Raw genomic sequence first — 23401 nt, 5'->3', positions numbered from 1 at the left:
GGCGGTGCTCGCGGGGGTGGGCGGAGCAGTCGCGTCCTCCGAGCAGGATCAGCTCTCCTTCAACATCGCGCGGACGCAGTTCAACCTGCGGATGACCGCGGACAACGTCACGGGGCCGGAGTTCCAGGTGTCCCGGCTCCCAGGTGAGCTGCGCGGCCGCGTGGCGGACCTCCCGGTGACGCTGAGGCTGGAGGACGAGAAGGTGAAGGGCAACATCGGGTCCTCGGTGGTGAACCTGGACGTGAAGAAGGACGGCGAAGCGGTGAAGGCGAAGGGCGGGTTCCAGGGGCGCCCGGTGACGCTGACGCTGTCGCCGCAGGAGCTGACGGTGTACGTGCGCGACTGCACGTACCGGCTGAAGGCGAAGGAGGCCGGCCGCGTCTACGAGGGACAGCGCAGCTGCGACCGCGCGCTCACGCCGCCCACGGAGATCAAGCTGCCGGACGCCTTCCTCGCGGCCTCGCCCACGGAGCAGGCGTCGCTGCTGCTCCTGGCGCTGTAGTTTCCCCCTAGGCTCGGGGCGCGATGACGCGTCCCGTTTCCCGTGGAGAGCGGTCCTGGCACCGGATGCTGCCGGTGCTGGGACTCCTTTGGGTGTGTGCGCTGACCGCGTGCGCGAGCGATGGCCCCTTCGAGCGGGAGTCCTTCGAAGAGGCGGCGGGTGACGACGTCCCGGCCGAGCGCGCGGGCCTCGGGTTCACGCGAGAGGGAGCGCTGGAGCGCCCCACGCCCGTGGGCGGTGAGCGCGCCCGGCAGGCCGAAGCGGCCCGGGTGGTGCGTGAGCTCTGGGAGATCGCGGGGGCGAGCGGCGCTCCCGGAGAGGCGTGGACCTTCGACTACCAGGTGCACGGTGGCGCGCTGACGTTGTTGTCCTTCCGGCGCACGACGCCGGGCCTGGGCGCCGGTGCCGCCGTGGATTGGAATGGGTTCTCCCGCGAGCTGACGCGGAGCTTGTCCACGCTGGTGGGCGTGAAACCGCGACGCCTGCGCTTCACGCTGGAGCGTGGGCCGGAGCGCTGGCGCTTCGACCTGGAGACGGTCCGTGGGCAGGTCGCGGCCCATGCGCGAACGGTGCCTGAAGCCCTACCGGGCGCATCCGGGCCCTTGCGGTCCGATGCTCTGACGGTGGCCCGGCAGCTGCTGCCCGCCGCGCGTATCCCATGGGAGGGGAGGGTGCGCGAGCGGGCACGGCTCCAGTTCGAGGGCCTGCGATTGCTCACCGAGGCCGAGCTGCGTGACTTCGAGGTCCAGGAAGGTTCGGGCCGCCGAAGCGCTCCCGGGAGCACGGACCTCCGCATGCCGGTGGTCCAGGCACTGCTGCCCTTCGCGAACGCGGTGGGAAGCCGCGAGGTCGAGGTGGAGCTGGAAGGACGGCACGTGCGCGGTGAAGCCGAGCCGCGCTGGAGGGTGGTGGCCGCGACAACGCTCGAACCCTCCGAGCCTCCCGAGGCGATGGAGGACATCGCCAGGGAGTACCGGGCGATGCAGGAGGACATCCTTCGCCACTGGCGTCAGGAGGTGAAGGACAGTGCACGGCTCGCGGGAGTGTGGTCCTTCGAGCAGCTCGCGTACTGGTACGTGGGAGGCTTCATCGCGAAGGGCGCGCTCGGAGCAATGGAGGCCGCTGCACCCACGGTGGTCTCGGTGCTCGGCAGGGGCGGGGCGAAGGCCGCGCAGTGGTTCCGCACGGTGCTGATCCGGACGCCACCCGCCGAGCGGGAAGCCCTCCAGCGAATCTGGATGAAGGCGGAGGCGGAGGGCTTGGCGGCGCTCGAGGCTGGAGAGCAGGCCGAGCTGCGATCATTGCTGAAGGACATGGAGCACCGGCTCCGGACGCCCATCACGGACAAGTACTCGAAAGACAAGCTCCGGGAGTGGGCTCGGCAGGAGTACTTCGAGGTGCATCACCCCCAGCTGGCACAAGCCTTGGGGAAGGATCTCCTGGGGACGTATCAGGTGCACCATCTGGTGCCCATCGAGCATGCCCATCTGTTTCCAGCCCGCAGCGTCAATGCCGCGGAGAACCTGGTGGGCATGGCGCGGGAGGTCCATTCGAGCGTCAACTCGGTCTGGACCCTCGTACGAACGAACGCGAAGAACGTCTCCGCGAAAGAGGTGGAGGAAATCGCTCGCATCACGCACAAGCACTTCGGGCGGTGGTTTCACGTCCTGTACGATTCATCGAAGTCAGGGGCCGCGCTTGCCTCCGCGGAGAAGGCCGCGCTGAAGGAAGTCGCGGCGGTGCTGGGCTTGTAGGTCCTGGCGTTTCAGGAGGCGTGTTCGCTTGGCTGGACTGGATGCGGAGGGGACTGGCTGGACGAGGCTGGGAGAGGCTTGCCGTCGCCATGGCTTCCGGGTCAGCGTGGAGCCGCCATTGGCGGACGCACCCCGTCCCGGGGCAACGCTGTTGGGGGATCCGCTCGACCCGATGCTCGCCGGGCTCTATTCAAGGGCGGGCCGCGCCACGCTGGGAGACATCGTGCTGTACCGTCCAGGCTCCGGCCCGGATGGGGTCCTGGAGGTGAACGCATGGCTGCGGGGCAGGGGACAGGCCCCATTCCTGTCATGCGTTCTCTTCGGGCAGGTTTCGAGCCTCGCGTATTACTACGGCGTCGTGCCGGCGCTGGCGGATGCGCGCGGAGTCCAGCCAGTGCTCTACATCGACATGCAGGAGGATCTGCATGTGGTCCCGGTTGCTTCCAGCGTGGACTGGCTGTTCAACCAGCTTGCCCGGTTCATGGACCTGCTGCCGGGAGAGCCTGACTTCACCCCAGGCAGGTGTTCAACCACGACCTTCCCCTTCGCCGCGGCAGGGCTCATCTCTCAAGACGCTGCCCTCGTGGAGATGATGCGCGAGGGTCGCTTCGACGGACTCGTGACCCGGGACGAGGAGAGTCAGCGCTGGATGCGCCAGGTGCTCGGCCTGTGACGCCACGCACGCTCTGCCTCGTCATCGTCTTCACCGCTTTCGTCACCGCCGTGGGCACGGCCGTGTGGCTCGCGTGGCCCGGGCCGGACCTCACGGGGCAGGCGGACCTGTCGGACGACCCCGTCCACCTGAGCTTCGAAGCCAGCGACGACCCGGACAGTGCCGGGAGCGAACCTCCCGACGTCGTCGTGCTGAGCAACGGCATCCGGCTCACGAACGTCCCCACGAACTGCCACGCCGACACCCGGGGCTCGCTCGCCTGTGAGGACCGCTGTGACGCGGATGCCGCATGTCCCGCCGACACCGTGTGCGCGCACCATCCGGAGTTCGGCTTCCTCGACTGCCAGCCCCTGCACCGCTACTGCGACGACGCGTCGGACTGCACCCCTTCCGACACCTGCCAGCCCATGGACACCTCCGCCTCGGGCCAGGTCCTCCGCCGCTGCGTGCCGCTCGGAACCCTGCGCGCCGGGGAGCGGTGCACCGGGTACTCACGGGAGCCGGAGGGCCGCTGCGCGCCGGGGCTCCTCTGCGTCCATGAGTTCTGCGGCCCGCCGTGCAACGTGCACGCTGCGAACGCCTGTGCCTCCGGCACCGAGTGCGCCCCCAATCCCTACCGTGTCCTCGGCGCCTGCGTCCCCAGCTGCCGCGACCGCGCCTGTCCCGCGGGAGAGCGCTGCGAGACGGACTACTCGGGTGAGGTGCCCATCTGCCGCCCCTTCGTGGGCCCCGCCTGCCTGGACGCCGCGCCCTGCGCCGCGAACCAGGACTGCCTGCGCGGCTTCGCCGAGCCCACCCTCGAAACCGAGGCCTTCGAGTGCCGCGCCCGCTGTGATGACAAGGCCCCTTGCGCGAAGGGCCTCACCTGCGACGAGACCAGCGGCTACTGCTTCCAGCCCTGCACCCGCGACACCGACTGCGCCGCCCCCGAGCGCTGCCACGTCCTCCACCGCCGTGAATCCCAGCGCGGCTGCGGCTTCATCGCGGAGGGGCTCCCCGCCTTCCACCGCTAGCCACGCGGCAGCTCCACGATGAACGTGGAGCCCTCGCCCAGCACGCTCTCCACCTCGATGTGGCCGCCCATCGCCTCGACAATCTGGCGGGCGATCCACAGCCCCAGCCCGAAGCCGCCGTAGTTGCGCTCGGACACCGCGCGCTCGAAGCGGTGGAACAGGCGCGGCAGGTGCTCCTTCGCGATGCCGATGCCGCCGTCGCGCACCCGCAGCCGCGCGCGGTCTCCCTCCAGCTCCAGCGACACGTGCACCGGGTTGCCCCGCCCGTACTTCAGCGCGTTGGAGAACAGGTTCGTGAAGACCTGGTCCAACCGCAGCCGGTCCCACTGCCCGTGCACCTCCGTCGCCAGCGACAGCTCCAGCGGCGTGCCCGAGCGCGCGTACTCCGGCTCGAACCGCTCGGCCACCTCCCGCACCAGCGCCCCCAGCTCCACGGGCTGCAGCACCAGCTCCAGCTTCCCCGCGCTCAAGCGCGACACGTCCAGCAGGTCGTTCACCAGCAGCGTCTGCCGCTTCACCTGCCGGTCCACCCGCTCCAGGCCGCGCTTGAGCCGCTCCAGGTCGAAGCTCGCCCCCGACCGCGTCAGCCCCGCCTGCAGGCTCTGCACCTGGAGCTGCAGCGCGCTGATGGGCGTCTTCAGCTCATGGCTCGCGATGGAGAGGAACTCCTCGCGCAGGCGGATGGCCTGACGCGCGTCCCGGTAGAGGCTCGCGTTGTCCAGCGCCAGCGCCGCCCGCCGCGCCAGCTCCTGCGCCAGCGCCAGGTCCTGCGCGTCGTACGCCCGCTTCGACGTGACGAACGTCAGCGCCCCCAGCGTGTGCCCCCGCACCCGCAGCGGCACGCACAGGTACGCGCACGTCCCGCCGGCGCGCGCGCACGTCGGGTCCCCCTCCGACAGCCCCGAACGCGTCTCCGGCCTCCCGGACTGGATGACCCGCGCCACCACCGCGAGCCCCGGGGGCGGTACCTCGCCATCCTCGCCGCCCGCCGTGGCCACGCAGCGCACGCCGCCGGACTCGTCCTCCAGGAACACCCCGCAGGCCTCCGCGTACTGCGGCACCGCCAGGTGCGCCACGCGCTCCAGCGTCTCCTCCTCCTCCAGGCTCCCCGCCAGCACCCCGCCGGCCTCCGCGAGGAAGCGCTGCGCCGCCTCGCCGCGCTGGCGCTCGGTGATGTCCACCATCACGCTCAGGCACTGCGGCGGCCCGCTCGCCGGGTGCACGCGCCCCGTCCACATGGCCACCTGCACCGCGCCGCCGTCACGCCGCCGCGCCGCCAGGGGCGCGCCGTCCAGCACCGTGCCCCGCGTGGCGCGCTCCAGCCCGTGGCGGAACGCCTCCCAGTGCTCCGGCGGCACCGCCGGCAGCACCTTTCCCATCACCTCCTCCGCGGTCCACCCCAGCATCCGCTCCGCGGCCGGATTCCACAGCCGCACCGTGCCGTCGGGGTCCAACAGCATGATGGCCGTGGGGCTCGCCTGGATGATGGCCTCCAGCGTCCCGTGCGCCTCGCGCAGCGCCGCCCGAGCCCGCTGCTCCCGCTCCAGCAGCCGCGCCCGCGCCAGCGCCTGCGCCGCGTGGTGCGCCACCAGCTGGAGGAAGGCCCGCTCGTCGTCATCGAACCCGTGCGGCAGGCTGAAGGTGAACACCAGCGCCCCCAGCGCCCGCCCGTCCGCCACCAGGGGCAGACACGCGGACGAGGGCGCCGGCCGCTCCGACCCCGACAGCGCGTCCTCCGCCATCAGCCACACCGGCCGCGACTCGCGCAGCACCCGCGCCACCGGCGAGTCCCCCTCCAGGGGCAGCCGCTTCAGCCGCTCGGCCGCGTCCGGCGTGCAGCCCGCGCAGCGCAGCAGCGTGGCGCTCATCCCGTCCGGCTCCACGCCCCACAGCGCTCCGGCCTTCGCGTCCGCCACCGCCAGCCCCTGCTCCAGCACCACCTCCGCCACGCGCGCCGCGGTGAGCGCCTCCGACAGCTCCGCGGTGACGTGCTGCAGCCGCGCGAGCCTGCCTGCCGCCACCTCCGCCGCCTGCCGCGCCTGCCGCTCGGACGCGTACGCCCGCGCCACGTCCAGCGCCAGCGCCGCCCGGTCCGCCAGCTCCTGGAGCAAGAGCTGCTCCCCCGACTCGAACGACGCGGGCTCCGGCGCCTCCCGCCACACCGTCAGCGTGCCCAGCGCCCGTCCCCGCGCCCTGAGCGGCAGCACCAGCACTGCCTCGACCCCCTGCGCCTCGCCCGTGTCCAGCACCTCCGCCGCCACGCCCTCGTCCGCGCGTATCCGCTGGGAGAACAGCGCCTGCAGCCGCACCCGCGCCTCCGGCACCGCCGCCGCCGACGCCACCGTGCGCAGCCACAGCCCGTCCTCCGACAACAGCCGCAGCGCGCACGCGGAGCCCAGCAGCGGCACCACCAGCCCGCACAGCCGCTCCATCACCGCGGGGGGCTCCAACGACGCGTCCGCCAGCAGCCGCGACGCCTCCGCCAGCAGCGCCAGCCGCTCTTCGATTTCCGGAAGCCGCGCCCCGTACTGCCGCGCTTCCCCCAGCCTGGTTGCGACCATCGTCATGCGACTCCCCCCGTTGCATCCACCATGGGAACACGGCCCCGCCCGCGGCGCTCTGCGTCCCAGGTCCCGCCATCCCTGATTTCTGCGGATGCTCGACACCCACCCCCCGCAAGCGTTGGTGACGGGCACCCGCCTCGTTCCGTGGCCCGGCACCCTCGGGGGCAGGGGGCCAGGCGCGCACATGGGAGCACCTGGAGCGGTTGGAAACCAAAGGAGTGTCCAGGCTTCGGTTGCGGCGGGCCCGGGTTCGGCTAAAGCGGGGGCCGTGAACGCACCCTCGGAATCACCGGCCGCCCCCACGGACGGGCCGGACTCTCCCAAACGCATCGCGATGCTCGCGCTCGGCGCGCTGGGCATCGTCTACGGAGACATCGGCACCAGCCCGCTGTACGCCCTGCGCGAGTGCTTCACCGGCCCGCACGGCATCACCCCGACGCCGGCGAACGTGATGGGCGTGCTGTCGCTCATCTTCTGGTCGCTCATCATCGTCGTGTCGGTGAAGTACCTCCTCTTCGTGATGCGGGCGGACAACCGGGGCGAGGGCGGCATCCTCGCGCTCATGGCGCTGGCCATGCAGCGTCCCCGGGGCCAGTCGCACCGCGCCCGGCCGTTCCTCATCACCCTGGGCATCTTCGGCGCGGCGCTGCTCTACGGCGACGGCCTCATCACCCCGGCCATCTCCGTGCTGAGCGCGGTGGAGGGCCTGAGCGTGGTCACGCCCGTCTTCGAGCCGTACGTCATCCCCATCTCGCTCATCATCCTGGGGCTGCTGTTCCTCGTGCAGAGGAAGGGCACCGGCGGCATCGGCGCGGTGTTCGGCCCCTTCATGTCCTTGTGGTTCGTGGTCATCGCCGTCCTGGGGGTGAAGGAGCTGCTGCACAACCCCGCGGTGCTCTGGTCGCTGTCGCCCGTGCACGCGGTGCACTTCTTCATCGACAACGGGTGGCACGGCTTCCTGGTGCTGGGCGCCGTGTTCCTGGTGGTGACGGGCGGCGAGGCGCTCTACGCGGACATGGGCCACTTCGGCTCCGGGCCCATCAAGCGCGCGTGGTTCGGGCTGGTGCTGCCCTCGCTGGTGCTCAACTACCTGGGGCAGGGCGCGCTGCTCCTGCGCCACGCGGAGGCCGCCCGCAACCCCTTCTTCCTCCTGGCCCCCGACTGGGCCCGCTACCCCCTGGTGGCCCTGGCCACCGGCGCCGCCGTCATCGCGTCCCAGGCCCTCATCTCCGGCTCCTTCTCCATCACCCGCCAGGCCATGCAGCTGGGCTACAGCCCGCGCATGGAGGTGGTGCACACGTCCGCGGAGGAGATGGGGCAGATCTACCTGCCCGGCCTCAACGGGGTGCTCCTGGTGGGCGTGGTGGCGCTGGTGCTGGGCTTCGGCTCCTCCAGCCGGCTGGCGGCGGCGTACGGCATCGCCGTGACGACGACCATGGCCATCACCACGGTGCTCGCCTACGTGGTGGCCCGCGAGCGCTGGAACGTCAGCCGCGCCGTGGCCCTGCCCATCGCGGGGATGTTCCTGCTGGTGGACCTGTCCTTCTTCGGCGCCAACGCGGTGAAGATCTCCGATGGCGGCTGGTTCCCGCTGCTGCTCGCCGTCTGCATCTTCACGCTGATGACCACCTGGAAGCGCGGCCGCGACATCCTCGCGGCCAAGCTGCGCGCGGCCAGCCTGGGCCTCAAGGACCTGCTGGGCAGCTTCGGGGACCACCCGCCGGTGCGCGTGCCCGGCACCGCCATCTTCATGACGGGCAACCCGGAAGGCACCCCGCCCGCGCTCCTGCACAACCTCAAGCACAACAAGGTCCTGCACGAGCAGGTGGTCCTCCTCACCATCATCCCGGAGGAGATTCCCCACATCGTGGCCGGCGAGCGCGTGGAGGTGGAGCCCCTGGAGCAGGGCTTCGTGCGCGTCATCGCCCGCTACGGCTTCATGGAGAACCCCAGCATCCCGGACGTCCTCAAGCGCTGCCGGGAGAAGGGGCTCCAGTTCCAGCTCATGGGCACCAGCTTCTTCCTGGGCCGCGAAACCCTCATCCCCACCAAGAAGCCCGGCATGGCCGTCTGGCGCGAGGCCCTCTTCTCCTGGATGAGCCGCAACGCCCGCAGCGCCACCGCCTACTTCCGCATCCCGCCCAACCGCGTGGTGGAGCTGGGCAGCCAGGTGGAGCTGTAGCCCCAGCGGAAGTCCCGGGCCCGACGCGCCGGGACTTCACCCCACGAGTAGAAAATCTATTCAGCCCGCACTGCGCGTGTTTTCCCGGACTTGGGCCGTTTTCAGCCCCGTAAGTCCCTGGAAATACAGAGGTAGGATTTTTGGCTAGGGGGTAAATCCGACCCACTGGTGTTGGACACTGGCTGCTACACAGCCCTTTACGCAGGGGCTTGCCTGCTCCAAATTGCACCGCCGCCCCTCGTTTTTTCCGGTTCACATAGAAAAATACGCCGGGGCAGCAACACTTTCGTCGATGAATCGAGAATCTTTTCGCGGGGCAGAGAAAAGTACTGTCCCAGCGCAATAGAACTCGGTTACCCTGCGGCCAGGTGTCCCCCGGCACCCGGCGTCCGAAACGAGGTCACTCCCATGCTCCAGGCCATCGCCCCCGTCTCCGTGTCGTCCCCGGTTCCTTCGGTGAAGTCGGTCATGCCGTGGATGGCGGAGCCCCGGATGCCGCTGTCGGAGGCGGCGCCGTACACGGTGCTGAGCGCGCAGGAGCTGTACCCGCGCATCTGCGTGCGTGACCCGTACTTCGCGCTGAAGGACGTGACGGTGCTGCCGGGTGAGGTGGTGGCGCGCGTGCCGGTGCAGATGGCGCCGGACGCGGAGGCGATGCCGCTGGGCCTGGGCGAGGCGGGCCGGCACCTGGCCATCCTGGGCTCGTGCGGCGCGGCGCTGGTGGCGCCCAAGGACGGGCAGCACTTCTACCTGGCCAGCGCGGCGCGCGGTCAGTGGCTGAAGCCCTCCGCGCAGGAGCGCGCCACGGACATGCTCTGGGCGCTGGCGCAGGCGGAGTACACCGGCAAGCGCACCTGCACGGCGCGCACGCTGCTCTCCGCGTCGGACGGCACGCCGCTGTTCCGGCTGGAGGTGGACTACAACGTGCTGTCCGCCGCCGCCTTCACCCGCCTGTTCGGCGAGGCGCGCCAGGAGATGCGCCGCGAGCCGCGCCCCGCGGACACCGTGCAGCGCACCCCGGAGGAGTGGGCGAAGCTGCGGCAGAACCCGTACAGCAAGCCGTTGGACCTGCGGGACTTCCGCACGGACGGCGACGCCCTGCGCTCGTCGCTGGTCGTCACCCCGGAGCTGTGCAAGGGCCACTTCGCCATGCACCCGGTGATGCCGGTGGCCGTCGTCGCGGGCGGCATGACGCGCATGGCGACCACGCTGGGCCGCGACCTGGAGGGCAACGCCGAGGCCCGCTTCGTGGCCAAGGACGTGAAGCTGTCCGCGGACAGCCTGGCCTACGCGGGCCAGACGGTGGTGTTCGGCGCGCGCCGCACCCGCGTGCGCGGCGCGGACCACACCTTCGCCTGCACGGCCTCCGTGGGCGAGCGCGTGGTGGCGCAGTTGGACGTGACCTACACCCGCGTCGACTGAAGCACCGTGGCCTGCGGCTCACCTGGAGCCCCGGAGACGCGCGGCCCCGCGTCCCGCTTCAGGTCCACTCGATGTCGTAGTCCACGCGGTCGATGCCCTGCGGCTTCGCGGTGGCCTTGCCCGTCAGTCCCAGCACCTTGAGCGAACCGGTGAGGATGCCCACGTGGTACGCGGGCGGCATCATGTCCCGGCGCATGCGCAGGGTGCCGGACTTGGGTCCGGTCGTGAGGTACTCGCGGTTGCCGTAGGACACCGCCGCGCTGTACGCCATCTGCGCGCCCGCGAAGAGCTTCTGCGGATCCCCCCGGGAGATGATGCCGAACACCAGCATCCCGGGCCCCGTGGAGTAGCGGGTGATGCTCACCTCGCCGCACGCGTGGAACACCGCGTCCGCCGGACCGAGCGCGCCCTCCAGCAGATCCGCCGCGCTGAACAGCAGCGTGAGGAACTCCCGGGCCGGGTACGAGCGCAGCTCCGCGTAGTCGTGGTCCAGCTCCCCCTTGCGCAGCGTCTCCATGCCGTTCGTGCCCGTGTGCTGCTGCACCAGGCCGAAGACGGACTTGAAGATGAGGCCGCGGATGGAGTCCCCCGGCTGGAGGCTGGCGATCCGGGCGGCGAGTTCGGCCTTGTCCGACGGCATGACTTCCACTCCTTGGTTCACGGGCGAACCCGGGAGTGAGCTTAACGGCCCCCTCCTCACTGTCGACAAAGCCTTCACCCGGCGCAACACCTGTCCTGATGGGAGGCGTGTCTCAGCGCTCGTCCAGCAGCACCGGCGCGAAGCCGGCCGCGTCGCACGACGCGAGCACGTAGCGCACGCCGGCCCGTTCGCCTGTGAAGCCCGCGGGGATGCCGCTCGAGTGCAGGTGGCCGTACACGCAGACCTTGGGAGCGAACGCTTCAATGGGAGCGCTGAAGGCGGTGGCCCGCTCGTTCGCGTACACGGGCGGGAAGTGCACCGCGACAATGCGGGTGAGCGGCGTGGGGTGGGCCGCCTCCTTCTTCAGTGCGTCCTCCAGCGACGTGGCCAGCCGGCGCGTCTCCCGCTCCACGTAGCCGGAGTCCCCCTGCTCGTCGCCCATCTCCCCGCCGGGCATGGGCGGCGCCTCCGGCGCGGTCCACAGCCGCGTGCCCGCGATGACCCACGGCCCCAGCACCACCGCGTTGTTGTGCAGGAAGCCCTCCAGGGTGCGGAAGGGCTCCAGCAGCTTGCGCAGCTTGGACGCGGAGTCGCCCCACCAGTAGTCGTGGTTGCCGCGCACCAGCACCTTGCGCCCCGGCCGCGCGTCCAGCCACGCCAGGTCCTCCATCACTTCATGGGGACGGGTGGCCCAGGAGATGTCACCCGCGACGATGACCGCGTCCTCCGGCCGCACCCGTTCGTCCCACGCGCGCTGCAGGGGCAGCGGGTGGTCCGTCCAGCCGAAGCGGTGCATGTCCTTCTGCCGGGTGGAGGGCAGGTGTGTGTCGCCAATGCCGAAGAGCCGCATGATGCTGGCGTATAGCGGATGGCCCGCCCCCGTGTCGGCCCTTCCAGCGCGCCCGCCGCCCGGACGGCCTTCCCCCCAGGGTCCGCCAAGGGTTCAAATAGTGATTAATACAAGAAATGGTGTAACAATCCGTTACGTCACGGATGTCCTGAAACACGGCAGTGCGGCATCCATGCACCATGCCGGACTCCGCGTGTAAACGGGAGGCCGAGACATGTAGGTAATTCCGTAATTTCAGGTGTTTGACGTCGCAAGGAAAAGCGCGCGCTTCGTGCGGGTGGAGCATGCATGCACCGGTCGGAGAAGAAAACTGGACGAAGGTGATGGGCTGGAGGGGGCTGGCACGCATGGTGCTGAGAAGGCAGCTCCAGCCGTCTCCGTGGGAAAGCGGAGACGGGCCGTGGAGTCCCTCCCCCGACTTTTGGAGTCCCTGCATGTCAACCTTCCGCAATCCCCTCGCGGCGGCGGCCGCGGCCCTGGTGCTGTCCGCGTGTGGCCCCCAGGCGCAGCAGCCCGAGGCGCCCCCCGCCGAGACGCCGTCGCAGCCGTCCACGGACACGGCCGGCAGCGCGCTGCCGCGTGAGCTGGATCCGCTGTTCGCGCAGGCCGCCCAGGAGTTCAACGTCCCGGCGGAGCTGCTCAAGGCGGTCTCCTACACGGAGACGCGCTGGCAGATGGTGGTCGGAGAGGCGGAGTTCCCCGGCCAGCAGCCCGCGTTCGGCCTGATGGCGCTGCGCGGCGCGGACCTGGAAGAGGGCGCGGCGCTGGCGGGCGTGACGGTGGAGGCGGCACGCACGGACGCGCTGTCCAACCTGCGCGCGGGCGCGGCGCGGCTGTCCCAGCTGGCCACGGACGCGAAGGTGGAGCGCGGGGACCTGGCCGCGTGGGCGCCGGTGGTGGCGCAGCTGAGCGGCATCACCAACCCGGAGGCGCAGGCGGAGCACGTGCACCGCGGCGTGTACGCGGTCCTCAACCAGGGCGCGGTGGCGCTCAACCAGGACGGCTCGGTGGCCGCGTCGCTGGAGCCCGTGCAGGTGGAGGCGAAGTTCGAGCGTCCCCAGGTGCGCGCCATGGCGGCCGGCCCGAACTACAGCGCGGCCATCTGGCGCCCGTCGCCCAACTACAACTCGCGCCCCACTGGCAGCACGGGCGACCCGTCGATGATCATCATCCACACCTGCGAGGGCAGCTACTCGTCCTGCTGGAGCTGGCTCACCAACAGCGCCTCGCAGGTGAGCGCGCACTACGTGGTGAACGAGGGCGGCACCGAGGTCTCCCAGCTGGTGAATGAGGCCAACCGCGCGTGGCACATCGGCGCCACCTACGACTGCTCGCTCAACGGCAGCAAGGAGTGCTGGCTCAACGGCGTGTCGGCCAACCACTTCACCATCGGCATCGAGCACGGCGGCTACGCCAGCCAGACGTCCTTCCCGGCCGGGCAGATTGACGCGTCCGCGAAGCTGTCGTGCGACATCGCGCGCGACAACGCCATCGTCAAGGACAGCTACCACATCGTGGCGCACGGCCGGTTGCAGCCGGCGACGCGCACGGACCCGGGTCCCAACTGGCCGTGGTCCACGTACATCAGCAAGATCAACAGCTACTGCGGCACGTCCACGCCGTCCGGTGAGATCATCATCGACAGCAACAGCGCCAACAACGACGCGTCCAAGGCGAAGTTCTCGACGACGGGCACGTGGACGGACGGCTACAGCGCCGGCTACTACGGCAGCGGCTACTACTACGCGGCCACGGAGGCCATCTCCGCGCCGGCCACGTTCGAGTTCTACCTGCCCACCGCGCAGACGCGCACCGTCGACGCCTGGTGGGTCGAGGGCACGAACCGCTCCGCCACGGCGCCGTTCATCGCCTACAACGCGTCGGGTGCCGAGGTGGGCCGCGTGTCCGTCAACCAGCAGACCAACGGCGGCAAGTGGGTGCAGCTGGGCACGTACAGCTTCTCCGCCGGCTGGAACAAGGTGCAGCTGAGCCGCTGGACGACCCCGGGCTACGTGGTCATGGCCGACGCCGTCCGGGTGCGCTGACGTGATGCACGGGGGCCTTGAACGGCATGCGCGTTCCGGGCCCTCGCGGGCACGGTGGGGGTGGGCCGTGCTCGTCTTGCTGGGCGCCATGGGCTGTCAGGGCCGCTGCGGCGGCGCTGCCACGGTCCCGGCGCCCGGCGCCCTGTCGGAGGCGGAGCGGCGGGCCCTGCCGGGCACCATCGTCTTCCTCTCCGAAAGGGCGGGACAGAAGGACGTCTGGCGGGTGACGCCCGCCGGAGAAGAGACGCAGGTCACCTCCGCGCCGGAGGACGAGTACCCCGGCCCGCCGTCGCCCGACGGCCGCACGCTGCTGGTGATTGCGTCGGGCGAGGCGAACGGGCGCGTCTTCCAGCAGCTGCGGGTCCAGCCGCTCGCCGGTGGCGCCTCGGTGGCGCTGCATGTGCCCCGGCCCCGCGCGCGCAACGCGAGCTGGGCGCCGGACGGCACGTGGCTGGCCGCGGAGTCCGACGCGCAGGGCTTCAGCGACGTGGTGCGCGTGCGGCCCACGGCGAACGCGGTGGACACGCCATTGACACACGTGAAGGCGGGCTGCTTCGAGCCCGCGGTGTCACCGGACGGCACGGAGGTGGCGTGCGTGTGCAGCGGTGAGGGGGACCCGGAGGTCTACGTCTTCCGCGCGGACGGCACGGGCGAGCCCCGCCGCATCACCACGTTCTACATGGAAGACCGGACGCCGCAGTGGAGTCCGGACGGGAAGTGGCTCGCGTTCGTGAGCAACCGCGAGCGCAAGGAGCGCGTGTACCTGGTGCGGCCGGACGGCTCGGACCTGCGGGCCCTGTCCGGCGAGGGCTACGCGGGCGACGAGCGCGAGGCGGCCTTCAGCCCGGACGGCAAGCGCGTGGCGTACGTGGCCCGGCTCGAGGACGGCAGGAGCCGCATCTGGGTGGCGGACGTGGCGGGAGGCGCGCCGGTGGCGCTGACGGACGGCCAGCACCGCGACGACATGCCGGCGTGGAGCCCGGACGGCAAGGCGCTGGTGTTCGTCTCCGAGCGCGACGGCGACACCGACCTGTACCTCATGCGCCCGGACGGCACGGGCCAGACGCGGCTCACCACGGCGAAGGGCGCGGACTGGCTGCCGCGCTGGTTCACGCCGCGCTAGCCCCTGCCTCCTTGCAACGGAGTCGTTCCCTCGTTCAGGATGGCGAGGTAGCCGCGATATGCGAAGACGCGGCCTCGCTTGCGTCCGGTGACCTCCTCCACGATGCCCAGGCGCTCCAGGTCCGCGAGCGCCGCATTGACGGTGGGAGCGGTCATTCGGGTCCGAGCAACCAGTTGGTTCGATGTCACGTATGGGTGTGCCTGCAACAAATCATGCACACGGAGCGCCGCGCTGGTGCGCTCGCTTTTGTCGTTGATGAGCTCTCTGTCGTGCTTGAAGCGCTCGGCGATCCTCGTTGCCGCGTCGAACGCCTGGTTCGCCGTCGTTTCGATGCCCTCCAAAAAGAATTCGAGCCAAGCTTCCCAGGCGCCTCGTTCGCGAACCTCCTGGATCAGCCGGTAGTAATCCTCCCGGTGCGTCTTCAGGTAGAGGCTCAAGTAAAGCAGTGGCTTTCGAAGCACGTCATGGACGCACAGATAGAGCGTCACGAGGAGGCGCCCGATGCGGCCGTTTCCGTCGAGGAACGGGTGGATGCTCTCGAACTGCACGTGCAGGAGCCCTGCCTTGATGAGTGGCGGCAACCGGGACTGCTCCTCGTGCATGAAGTTCTCGAATGCACCCAGGCAACCGTCGAGCTCCGTTACTGGAGGCGGAACGTACAGCGCGTTTCCTGGCCGGGTCCCTCCAATCCAGTTCTGTGAGCGACGGAACTCACCCGGATCCATTGAACCACCGCGTCCGCTTTGCAGCAGCCGCGCATGCATCTCGCGGATCAATCGAAGTGAGAGCGGCAACTCCTTGACTCGCTCGAGCCCATACATCATCGCGTCGACGTAATTGGAAACCTCGCGGACGTCATCGATGGGCTGTCCCTCCTGCGCTCCAAGCTCGAAGCGAAGCAGGTCGGAGAGCGTCGATTGTGTCCCCTCAATCTGAGAGGAGAGCACCGCTTCTTTCCGCACGTACATGTAAAGGAACAGCTCCTGGCTTGGCAGGGGCACTGTGATTCCATCAAGACGGCCCAGGGCCCGATCGGCCCGACTGAGGCGATCCAGCAGCCCCAAAACATCGATAGGTGGAACTGGCGGCAATGGCGGCGGGACGAACGACCGCACGCTCTCCCCAGCGACAGCGGTTTCTATGAACCGGCCCATCCTGGACGGCGCGAATGATGCTTCGGTCATAGCCCCCAGCATTCGGACGACGCTTATTTAAGTCAAATGCTCTTGGCTTTAATAAGGGGCATCAACAACGTAGGAATTTAAATAGCTGAATATTCTTAATAATTTCAACTGGTTATGGCGCTTCATCCGGTGGCGTTATATCTGCCGGGCGCGCTAGCTGGCGCGCTGCCGCGCCGGTTCGGACTCCGGCGGGGCGGAAGGGGCCTCCAGGGGCACGCTGAAGAAGAAGGTGACGCCCCGGTCCGGCTCGCTCTCCACCCAGATGTGGCCGGAGTGGGCCTCCACGATGAGCCGGCTGATGTAGAGCCCCAGGCCCAGCCCCTTGCCGTCCTGCGAGCGGCCGTCCTCCGTGCGGTAGTACTTGTCGAACAGGCGCGCCGCGTCCCGGGGGGACAGCCCCGTGCCCTGGTTGGTCACCGACACCACGGCGTGGTCGTGCACGGCGGCCAGGCGCACGTCCACCGGCGTCCCCTTGGGGCTGTACTTGAGCGCGTTGGTCAGCAGGTTCGTCACCACGCGCTCCAGCCGCGCGGCGTCCATGGGCACCGGCGGCAGCGGATCCGCCAGGTGCAGCCGGAACCGCTCGCGCGCGTCGGGCGGCACGTCGCGCTCCAGCACCTCCGCCAGGAAGCGGCCCAGGTCGTGCGCCTCGCGGCGCAGGGTCACCCGGCCGGACTCCAGTCGCGAGCCCTCCAGCAGCTCTTCGATCATCGTGCTCATCCACTCCACGTTGTGGATGATGGCCTGGGCCATGTGGCCCTCGCGCTCCAGCTTCCGCTCGTGCAGCGCGCGCTGGAGCAGGTGGGCGCGCAGGTTGATGGTGTTCAGCGGGTTGCGCAGGTCGTGGGAGATGAGCCCCACGTACTCCTCGCGCAGCTTCTCCAGGTCCCGGCGCTCGGTGACGTCGCGCAGGATGGCGATGCGCGTGGCGTCGTCCTCGCCCTCCAGCGGGCTCAGCCGCGCCTCCAGCGGCACGCTGGTGCCGTCCTGCCGCTGGCCGGACACCAGCCGCCCGACGGTGGCGCGCTCCGGGCCCTCGCCGGTGGCGGACGGGCCGTGGAGCCCCTCCGGCACGAGCAGCTCCACCTCGCGGCCCAGCAGGGCTTCCCGGCGGTAGCCGAAGACGCGCTCCGCCTCCGCGTTGGCGAACCGCACGCGGCCGGTGGCGTCCACCACCACCATGGGGTCCGGGGCGGTGTCCAGGAAGGTGCGGAAGCGCTCCTCGGAGGCCTCCAGCGCGGCGGTGGCCCGCATGCGCTCCCTGTCGAGCACGTCCAGCGCCCGCGCCGCCAGCAGCACCAGCGTGACGCCGCCCGCGGCCACCACCGTGGCGAAGAGGGGCAGCTTCGCGTCGTGGCTGAGCCCGCCCGTCAGGTGCATCAGCACCAGCGTCAGCCCCAGCACCGGCGGCCCCAGCAGCGTCACCGGCACCAGCCGCCGCGCCACGAAGCCGCCCAGCGTGTCCCGGGTGAGCCGCGCCATCAGCCCCAGCTCCGGCCGGGCGCACAGCGTGCCCACGCCCAGCAGCATCAGCACGCAGGTGGTGTGCAGCCCCATGCTGCGCTCCTGGAAGAACGGAACGGCGGCGGGCGTCACCAGCGGGCCCAGCAGGAAGCCGTTGAGGCCCGTCAGCGCCGCCATCAGCGCCAGCGCCACCAGCGCGTCCGACCACGACAGCCGCTCCGGGTGGCCCCGGTCCACCAGCGCCAGCGCCGGGCCCAGGAGCATCAAGCACAGCGCCGTCAGGGGCGACGACGCGACGCCGGACGACGCGAAGCCCTCCTCACCGAAGGCGCGCAGGAACAGCGCGTCCAGGCCGCCGTTGCCCCCCGTGATGACGCCGTCCACGAGGCTCGCCGCGCCCAGCAGGGCGGTGGCCAGCGCGAGCGTGGTGCCCAGCCAGTGGCGGGAGCGGCGGGGAGTGGCCGGCAGCCGCAGGCCCAGCGCGGCCCCGCCCAGCAGCAGCCCCAGCGCGGTGCTGGGACGCATGGCGGGAAGCGCGGCGCCCATGGACTTGAGGACCATGACGTCCAGGGCCCAGCCCACCAGCACCAGGAGCCCCACCATGCAGGAGGCCACCGCGGAGCTGCGCGCAAGGGCACGGACCAACGCCGTGCTTCGTGGCATGGAACGGCCGCTCATCATCCGCGTCCCCCCGGAACGCCAGCCCTGCATCCTGCCACAACATCTCGTCTTCGGGGGCACCCCGGCAATGAGACGCCGGGGTTGGACGCCTGTCCGCTCTAGGCAGGGATGTCCGACCTTTCGAGGGTTGGGTCAGGGCGCGTAACGACCCGGGTACACGGTGAGGACCACGCCCAGGCCCGGGCCCACGTCGACGTTGCGCGGCACGTAGGTGTCGGTGCCCTCCACGGACAGCTGGAAGGACGACACACCGGCGCCGGAGTGCACGAAGAGGAACAGACCGTGACCCGCGGTGCCGGTGGTGTTCACGGACGTGAGGTCCCCGGACGGGTAGTAGACGCGGTCCGCCAGCTCCGCGCGGTCCAGCGCCACGCGCACGCCGCTCACGGGCTGGCCGTTGAGGTCCACCACGCGGCCCAGCACGAAGCCCGCGGAGGCCAGGGTGGCCGCCGGGTCTCCGGTGTGGCCCTGGAGGCGCGGCGCACCCACGGCGGCGCCCAGCTGATCCACGAACGCGGTGGGCAGGGCCCAGGCGTGCGCGTCGATGATGTCCGTGCGCGGACGGGTGCCGGTGAAGGCGGTGTCGTAGACGAGCGTGGTGCTGCGCACGAGGCCGTCGTGCACGAGGCCCACGGCGAGCCCCTGGTGCACGTCGCGCACGGGCACGTCGGTGATGCGGAAGGCGCCGTCCTCGGACACCTCGCCGGTGGCGAAGGTGGCGGCCGAGTCGTTGACGGCCACGCGCAGGGGCTCCTCCACGGTGAGCGCCATGCCGGTGAGCGACGCGGGCGCGGCGGCCGCGCCCGCGGCCTCCGGGAACACGCGTGCCTCGCCGCTCACGAGGATGCGAAGGTTTTCCAGATCCACCGCCTCGGCGTCCTCGGTCCGCACGCCGGGGTCCGGTGTGAAGCCGCCGTCGCCACAGGCCATCGCCAACAGCCCGAGCACGGCACCACCCGCCGCCCGAATGTAGTGTTTCATCGCGCCGCAACATCTTCACGGCCCGGTGCGATCGCAATCCGTCCCCCGGCACCGTCCGTCCCCTTCACGACGCCCCGGTGCTCTCGGAGGCCGGACGCACCAGACACCGGGCCCTCCAGGTGTTGAAAACACGTCGGCACCGGGAGCCTGCCTTCCGCTGAGGTCGGAAGGCCGCGCCCGGTGCCGCGAGTCACGCCAGGGAGGAGGAAGCGGAGCGCCTACCAGCGCGTCCCGCCCTTGCTGGAGGACCCGGAGCTCTTGCCCGTGTTCCATCCGCCGCCGCTGCCGCTGCTGCTTCCACTGCTGCCGCTGCTCCGGCCACTGCCGCTGCTGCTCCCGCTGCTGCCGCCGCCGCTGCTCCGGCTGCCGCCACCGGGGCTGCTCCAGCCGCCACCGCTGCTCCCGCTGCTGCTCCCTGAGCTGCTGCTGCCGCTGTTTCCGCTGTTACCGCTGTTGCTCCTGCCGCTGTTGCTGCTCCCGCTGCCGCTGTTGCCCCAGCCGCCGCCGTTGCCACGGTCGTTGTCGTCGTCGCGGCTCTTGCTGGCCGGGGTGTTCCAGCCGCCACCCTTGTTGTCGTCGCGGTCGTCGTCACGCGAGTTGTTCGCGGCGGGGGCGGCGTTGCTGCGGCCCCAGCCGCCGGAGCCGCTGGGAGGCCGGGCCCCGGTGCCGTTGCCGCCCGGGGGCGGGTTGCGGCCCTGGTGGACGGGAGCCGGATCGGGCCGCGAGGGGGCGACGTTGTTGCGGCCGTACCCAGCGGAGGCCGCGTGGGAGTTATCCCAGCGGTAGCCCCGGCTGCCGCGGTCGTAGGAGTAGCCCGCGCCCCACGAGCCGCGCGGGTAGTAGTCGTGCTGGTGGCGCCCGTGGAGGTTGCAGTACCCGCCGCTGGCGATGGGGTGGTAGTCCCAGTACCAGACCACCGTCGGGCCCCGGTAGTAGTAGACGTCGTCCGTGTAGACGTAGGACGTCTGGGGCGGCTGGTAGTCGTGGACGTGGGTGTAGTCCTCCGGGCACCAGCCGCCGCCGTAGTCGTCGGGGACGGGGTGCGCGCCGGCGAACCGGTATTGCGCCACGGGCTCGACGTAGGTCACGCGACGGACGGGGCGATGCGAGTGGGCCTCGACGACACAGCCGGTCCCCATCAGCAGGGCCAGGGGGACGACCAGGGCGAGCAAGCGGTTCATGACGGGTCTCCTGGCGCGGAAGTGGACCCCCAAAGCGTCCCGCTCCGCAACCTCTGCCCCCACCGACGGCCGGGCGCGCCGTTAATTCATCCGCGACGCCCGCCCGCCGGGAAGGCGAGGGGCCCACCTGATATGACACCGGGGTCGCGGCCTCTGGGGGCCCGCGCCGGGAGGCATACGGATGTCGGATGTGGATTTCGGGCGCGCGATGGGGGCTTCCTGCGCGCTGCACCCGGGGCGGGAGGCCACGGGCACCTGCGCACGCTGCGGCAACTTCACGTGCGACGCGTGCAGCCTGAACGGCACGTCGCCGCGCTGCCCCACGTGCCGGGAGCGCGCCGGCGCCCCCTTCCCGCTGGACCGGGAGACGTGGACCTTCAGCAAGCTGTGGGACGTGTGCTGGGTGGTGTTCCAGCGCGAGTGGGGCATGCTGTCGCTCGCGGTGTTGATCTACCTGGGCGCGGCGTTCGGCGCGCAGCTGTTGATCAACGTGGCCACGGGCATCGGCGCGGCGTTGGACAGCGGCGCCGTGGCCGTGGTGCTGAGCCTGGTGGCGCTGGTCGCGCAGCAGCTGGTGCAGGGCCTGGTGCAGCTGGGCCTCCTGCGCGTGTGCTTCGACGTGCTGCACGGCGGCCGCGTGGACGTGGCGCGCCTCTTCAGCCAGATGCACAAGGCGGTGCCCTACGTGCTGACGATGCTCCTCGTCTACGCCATCGTGCTGGTGCCGTTGATCATCCTGGGCGGCCTGGGCTTCCTCGCGGTCATGGGCACAGGCCTGCTGTCGGGCATCCACCTGGGCGCGGACCCCTCCGCGCGCCAGGTCTTCGACGCGCTGGCGCCCATCCTGGGCGTGCTGACGCTGGGGGGCCTGGTGGCGACGGTGCCGCTCGCGTACCTGCTGCTGCCGCTGTACCTGGTCCAGCCGGAGCTCGCGTACGACGATGTCGCGCCCTCGCCCGTGGAGGTGCTGCGCCGCAGCTGGGCGGCCGCGCGGGGCCAGCGGCTGTCCATCATGGGCGTGGCGCTCATGGCGGGACTCATCATCATGGCGGGGTTCCTCGTGTGCTGCGTGGGCGTCATCCCGGGCATGGCGCTGGCCCAGCTGCTCATCGCGGGGATGTTCCTGGCCCTGCGCGCTCCACGGGACGAAGCCACGGAGTCCTTCCCGGGCTGACGGCTCACGGGAAGGCAGGCGCGCCTTCGCGAACGGGGCGAAGGCGCGCGACGGGGACGCTTCAGTGCACCAGCCGCTCGGAGGAACCCGAGCGGGGCGCGACGACCTTGCCCAGGCACGCGAGGATGTGCTCGCGGTACTCGGACAGCTCGCGCAGGCCGCACAGCATCCACCGGCCGCCAATCACCAGCGTGGGCACGCCGCGCACGCCGCGGCTGCCGGCCAGCCGGTGCTCGTCGTAGATGAGCCGGCGCGTCTCCTCCGAACGGAAGGCCGCGGAGAACTGGTTCATGGACAGGCCCACGCGCGACGCCAGCTCGAACACGACATCCGAGCGCGACACGTTGACGCCCTGCTCCAGCGCCGCGCGCTGCATGGACCGGGCGAGGAAGGCCCGCGCCTGCGGCCCTTGCAACCGCGCCGCCTCCAGCGCCGCCAGGGCCGGCACGCTGGAGCGCGGTGGATCACCGCCCAGCCACAGGTCCGTGGAGAGCAGCGAGGCGGTGGGGTCGGATTCGCGCTGCGCGCGCTTCACCTCCTCCACCAGCCCGCGCACTTCGCGCTCCGTGGGCAGCACGTCGTGCAGACGCAGCGGGTAGGGTCGCACGCTCCAGCGGACGGCGTCGCCAAACTCCTGGCGAAGCACCTCCAACCGTTGGTCGGCGAGGTAGCACCAGGCACAAAGCACATCCTGGTAGACGGTGATCTGCAGCGGCTTGTGCAGCGTTTTCATCGGGGGTCGCCAGATTAGAGGCGCATCCCCGTCGCTGCCAACACCCCCGGACAATCCGCGCCCGGATGCATTCCCGTATTCCTGAGGAGCATCCAAGGCACCGTGCGCACCGTGAAGCCCCGCACGCATGCCGTGAAGCAGGCGGGCAGGCACATGGGCACTGCTCGCGTGCTTGCTGTCACACCACCCTCAGGACGCGCGGCCTGCCCTGGCCATCAGCACGCTGCCCCGGGTCCCCGCGTACACCAACGCGTGCTCCACGATGTTGCCCGCGATGTCCTGCCCGGTGGCGCCCTCCAGGCCCTCGAAGCCGGGGCTGGAGTTGATCTCCATCAGGCGCGGACCCTCGCGGCCCTCCAGCATGTCCACGCCCGCGACCTCCAGGCCGATGATGCGCGCCGCCTTCACCGCGGCCTCCACGTAGTCGGGGGGCAGGGTGATGGCGCGGCCCTCGCCGCCGCGGTGGATGTTGGAGCGGAACTCGCCCTTCTTCGCCTTGCGCCGCATGGCGCCCACCACCGTGTCGCCCACCACCAGCGCGCGCACGTCGCGGCCCTCGCTCTCCGCGACGAACTCCTGGAGGACGATCTCCTGGCCCAGGTCCCAGAAGGTGTCGAGGATGGTCTGCACCTCCGGCAGCGTGTGGGCAATCATCACGCCCACGCCCTGGGTGCCCTTGATCAGCTTGATGATGACGGGCAGGCCGCCCACCTCCTGCACCAGCTTGCGCACGTTGCCGCGGTCATGCGCCATCACCGTCCGGGGCATGTCCAGGCCCGCGCGGGCGAGGAACTGGAGCGCGCGCAGCTTGTCGCGGCTGCGCGCGATGGCCGTGGGCGGGTTGAGCACCGGCACGTCCATCATCTCGAAGTGGTTCACCACCGCCAGGCCGTACGCGGTGATGGACGCGCCAATGCGCGGAATCACCACGTCCACGCCCTTCACCTCCGCGCCGCGGTAGGTCATGCGCGGCTTGCCGCGGGCCAGCAACAGGCAGCAGCGCAGCGTGTCGAAGACGAGCGGGCGGTGGCCCCGGGCCTTGATGGCCTCCACCAGCCGGCGCGTCGAGTACAGCGAGCGCTTGCGGGACAGGATGGCCACGGTCTTCTTCGCGCGGGGCCGCTTGGGTCGCGGCGCGTCACCGCGCTCGGGTGCCTGTGCGCCAGGCGGGACTGGCGCCTTCTTCGGCTGGGCTTTTCGGGGGGGCATGCGGGGCGCGGGACACTAGCACCTGT

18 protein-coding genes are annotated in these 23401 nt (G+C 70.8%); 9 read left to right on the top strand and 9 right to left on the bottom strand.

The window, feature by feature from the left end; all coding sequences use genetic code 11:
• From D7W79_RS16610 to D7W79_RS16595, 4 genes are all read left to right on the top strand, one after another.
• The coding region (locus tag D7W79_RS16610; RefSeq protein WP_120526354.1) for a hypothetical protein at positions 1 to 502 on the top strand (502 nt) is incomplete at its 5' end.
• Positions 503 to 525: 23 nt separating this feature from the next.
• The gene (locus D7W79_RS16605; RefSeq protein WP_208729753.1) at positions 526 to 2256 is read left to right on the top strand and encodes a hypothetical protein; all 1731 of its coding nucleotides are present in this window, start codon (positions 526 to 528) and stop codon (positions 2254 to 2256) included.
• A 118-nt stretch (positions 2257 to 2374) separates the two neighbouring features.
• Positions 2375 to 2929 (top strand): hypothetical protein, encoded by a 555-nt coding sequence (locus D7W79_RS16600; RefSeq protein ID WP_147441943.1) that lies wholly within the window; start codon positions 2375 to 2377, stop codon positions 2927 to 2929.
• The gene (locus tag D7W79_RS16595; RefSeq protein ID WP_120526350.1) at positions 2926 to 3942 is read left to right on the top strand and encodes a hypothetical protein; all 1017 of its coding nucleotides are present in this window, start codon (positions 2926 to 2928) and stop codon (positions 3940 to 3942) included. The genes D7W79_RS16600 and D7W79_RS16595 overlap by 4 nt, the downstream gene beginning before the upstream one ends.
• On the opposite strand, the gene D7W79_RS16590 is transcribed toward D7W79_RS16595, so the two are convergent.
• Positions 3939 to 6509: a sensor histidine kinase gene (locus tag D7W79_RS16590; RefSeq protein WP_120526349.1), complete on the bottom strand. Its 2571-nt coding sequence runs from the start codon at positions 6507 to 6509 to the stop codon at positions 3939 to 3941. The genes D7W79_RS16595 and D7W79_RS16590 overlap by 4 nt on opposite strands.
• Positions 6510 to 6690: 181 nt before the next feature.
• Between D7W79_RS16590 and D7W79_RS16585 the strand changes: the two genes are divergently transcribed.
• Both D7W79_RS16585 and D7W79_RS16580 read left to right on the top strand, forming a co-directional pair.
• Positions 6691 to 8688: a potassium transporter Kup gene (locus tag D7W79_RS16585; protein WP_439099201.1), complete on the top strand. Its 1998-nt coding sequence runs from the start codon at positions 6691 to 6693 to the stop codon at positions 8686 to 8688.
• Positions 8689 to 9096: 408 nt separating this feature from the next.
• Entirely contained in the window at positions 9097 to 10110 is a 1014-nt protein-coding gene (locus D7W79_RS16580; RefSeq protein ID WP_120526347.1) for a hotdog family protein, read from the top strand.
• Between the two features lie 58 nt (positions 10111 to 10168).
• Here the strand turns inward: D7W79_RS16580 and D7W79_RS16575 are convergent, their stop codons facing one another.
• Together D7W79_RS16575 and D7W79_RS16570 are read right to left on the bottom strand one after the other, a co-directional pair.
• Entirely contained in the window at positions 10169 to 10750 is a 582-nt protein-coding gene (locus D7W79_RS16575) for a DUF2378 family protein (RefSeq protein WP_120526346.1), read from the bottom strand.
• Between the two features lie 112 nt (positions 10751 to 10862).
• Positions 10863 to 11600: a metallophosphoesterase gene (locus D7W79_RS16570; RefSeq protein ID WP_120526345.1), complete on the bottom strand. Its 738-nt coding sequence runs from the start codon at positions 11598 to 11600 to the stop codon at positions 10863 to 10865.
• Positions 11601 to 12034: 434 nt separating this feature from the next.
• On the opposite strand from D7W79_RS16570, the gene D7W79_RS16565 reads away from it, so the two are divergent.
• Together D7W79_RS16565 and D7W79_RS16560 are read left to right on the top strand one after the other, a co-directional pair.
• Entirely contained in the window at positions 12035 to 13645 is a 1611-nt protein-coding gene (locus tag D7W79_RS16565; protein ID WP_120526344.1) for a golvesin C-terminal-like domain-containing protein, read from the top strand.
• Between the two features lie 76 nt (positions 13646 to 13721).
• Positions 13722 to 14768: a TolB-like translocation protein gene (locus D7W79_RS16560; RefSeq protein ID WP_208729754.1), complete on the top strand. Its 1047-nt coding sequence runs from the start codon at positions 13722 to 13724 to the stop codon at positions 14766 to 14768.
• Here D7W79_RS16560 and D7W79_RS16555 read toward each other — a convergent pair.
• The 4 genes from D7W79_RS16555 to D7W79_RS16540 form a co-directional block, all read right to left on the bottom strand.
• Positions 14765 to 15883 (bottom strand): Fic family protein, encoded by a 1119-nt coding sequence (locus tag D7W79_RS16555; protein WP_244221806.1) that lies wholly within the window; start codon positions 15881 to 15883, stop codon positions 14765 to 14767. The two genes, D7W79_RS16560 and D7W79_RS16555, sit on opposite strands and share 4 nt — an antisense overlap.
• A gap of 222 nt (positions 15884 to 16105) precedes the next feature.
• Positions 16106 to 18079 (bottom strand): sensor histidine kinase, encoded by a 1974-nt coding sequence (locus D7W79_RS16550; protein ID WP_158616981.1) that lies wholly within the window; start codon positions 18077 to 18079, stop codon positions 16106 to 16108.
• A gap of 150 nt (positions 18080 to 18229) precedes the next feature.
• Complete coding sequence (locus D7W79_RS16545; RefSeq protein WP_120526341.1) at positions 18230 to 19078, bottom strand: carboxypeptidase regulatory-like domain-containing protein; 849 nt, start codon at positions 19076 to 19078, stop codon at positions 18230 to 18232.
• A gap of 218 nt (positions 19079 to 19296) precedes the next feature.
• The gene (locus tag D7W79_RS16540; RefSeq protein ID WP_120526340.1) at positions 19297 to 20259 is read right to left on the bottom strand and encodes a hypothetical protein; all 963 of its coding nucleotides are present in this window, start codon (positions 20257 to 20259) and stop codon (positions 19297 to 19299) included.
• A gap of 181 nt (positions 20260 to 20440) precedes the next feature.
• On the opposite strand from D7W79_RS16540, the gene D7W79_RS43665 reads away from it, so the two are divergent.
• A complete protein-coding gene (locus tag D7W79_RS43665; RefSeq protein WP_158616980.1) occupies positions 20441 to 21433 on the top strand; it encodes a hypothetical protein in 993 nt (330 codons plus the stop codon).
• Positions 21434 to 21494: 61 nt separating this feature from the next.
• Here the strand turns inward: D7W79_RS43665 and D7W79_RS16530 are convergent, their stop codons facing one another.
• Positions 21495 to 22166, bottom strand: coding sequence for a DsbA family oxidoreductase (locus D7W79_RS16530; protein WP_120526339.1), 672 nt, complete (start codon positions 22164 to 22166; stop codon positions 21495 to 21497).
• Between the two features lie 189 nt (positions 22167 to 22355).
• Positions 22356 to 23375 (bottom strand): ATP-grasp domain-containing protein, encoded by a 1020-nt coding sequence (locus tag D7W79_RS16525; RefSeq protein WP_120526338.1) that lies wholly within the window; start codon positions 23373 to 23375, stop codon positions 22356 to 22358.
• Between the last annotated feature and the right edge of the window lie 26 nt (positions 23376 to 23401).

The sequence above is a fragment of the Corallococcus exercitus genome (assembly GCF_003611585.1).
GTDB lineage: Bacteria > Myxococcota > Myxococcia > Myxococcales > Myxococcaceae > Corallococcus > Corallococcus exercitus.
Note: the sequence above shows the minus strand (reverse complement) of the source record. Positions and strands in the feature narration are given on the sequence as shown.

Coding starts and splice junctions, on each gene's coding strand:
- D7W79_RS43665 (WP_158616980.1), top strand. CDS start 20,441: ATGTCGGATGTGGATTTCGGGCGCGCGATGGGGGCTTCCTGCGCGCTG.
- D7W79_RS16570 (WP_120526345.1), bottom strand. CDS start 11,600: ATGCGGCTCTTCGGCATTGGCGACACACACCTGCCCTCCACCCGGCAG.
- D7W79_RS16585 (WP_439099201.1), top strand. CDS start 6,691: ATGGGAGCACCTGGAGCGGTTGGAAACCAAAGGAGTGTCCAGGCTTCG.
- D7W79_RS16530 (WP_120526339.1), bottom strand. CDS start 22,166: ATGAAAACGCTGCACAAGCCGCTGCAGATCACCGTCTACCAGGATGTG.
- D7W79_RS16565 (WP_120526344.1), top strand. CDS start 12,035: ATGTCAACCTTCCGCAATCCCCTCGCGGCGGCGGCCGCGGCCCTGGTG.
- D7W79_RS16580 (WP_120526347.1), top strand. CDS start 9,097: ATGCTCCAGGCCATCGCCCCCGTCTCCGTGTCGTCCCCGGTTCCTTCG.
- D7W79_RS16545 (WP_120526341.1), bottom strand. CDS start 19,078: ATGAAACACTACATTCGGGCGGCGGGTGGTGCCGTGCTCGGGCTGTTG.
- D7W79_RS16590 (WP_120526349.1), bottom strand. CDS start 6,509: ATGACGATGGTCGCAACCAGGCTGGGGGAAGCGCGGCAGTACGGGGCG.
- D7W79_RS16525 (WP_120526338.1), bottom strand. CDS start 23,375: ATGCCCCCCCGAAAAGCCCAGCCGAAGAAGGCGCCAGTCCCGCCTGGC.
- D7W79_RS16605 (WP_208729753.1), top strand. CDS start 526: ATGACGCGTCCCGTTTCCCGTGGAGAGCGGTCCTGGCACCGGATGCTG.
- D7W79_RS16540 (WP_120526340.1), bottom strand. CDS start 20,259: ATGAACCGCTTGCTCGCCCTGGTCGTCCCCCTGGCCCTGCTGATGGGG.
- D7W79_RS16575 (WP_120526346.1), bottom strand. CDS start 10,750: ATGCCGTCGGACAAGGCCGAACTCGCCGCCCGGATCGCCAGCCTCCAG.
- D7W79_RS16550 (WP_158616981.1), bottom strand. CDS start 18,079: ATGCCACGAAGCACGGCGTTGGTCCGTGCCCTTGCGCGCAGCTCCGCG.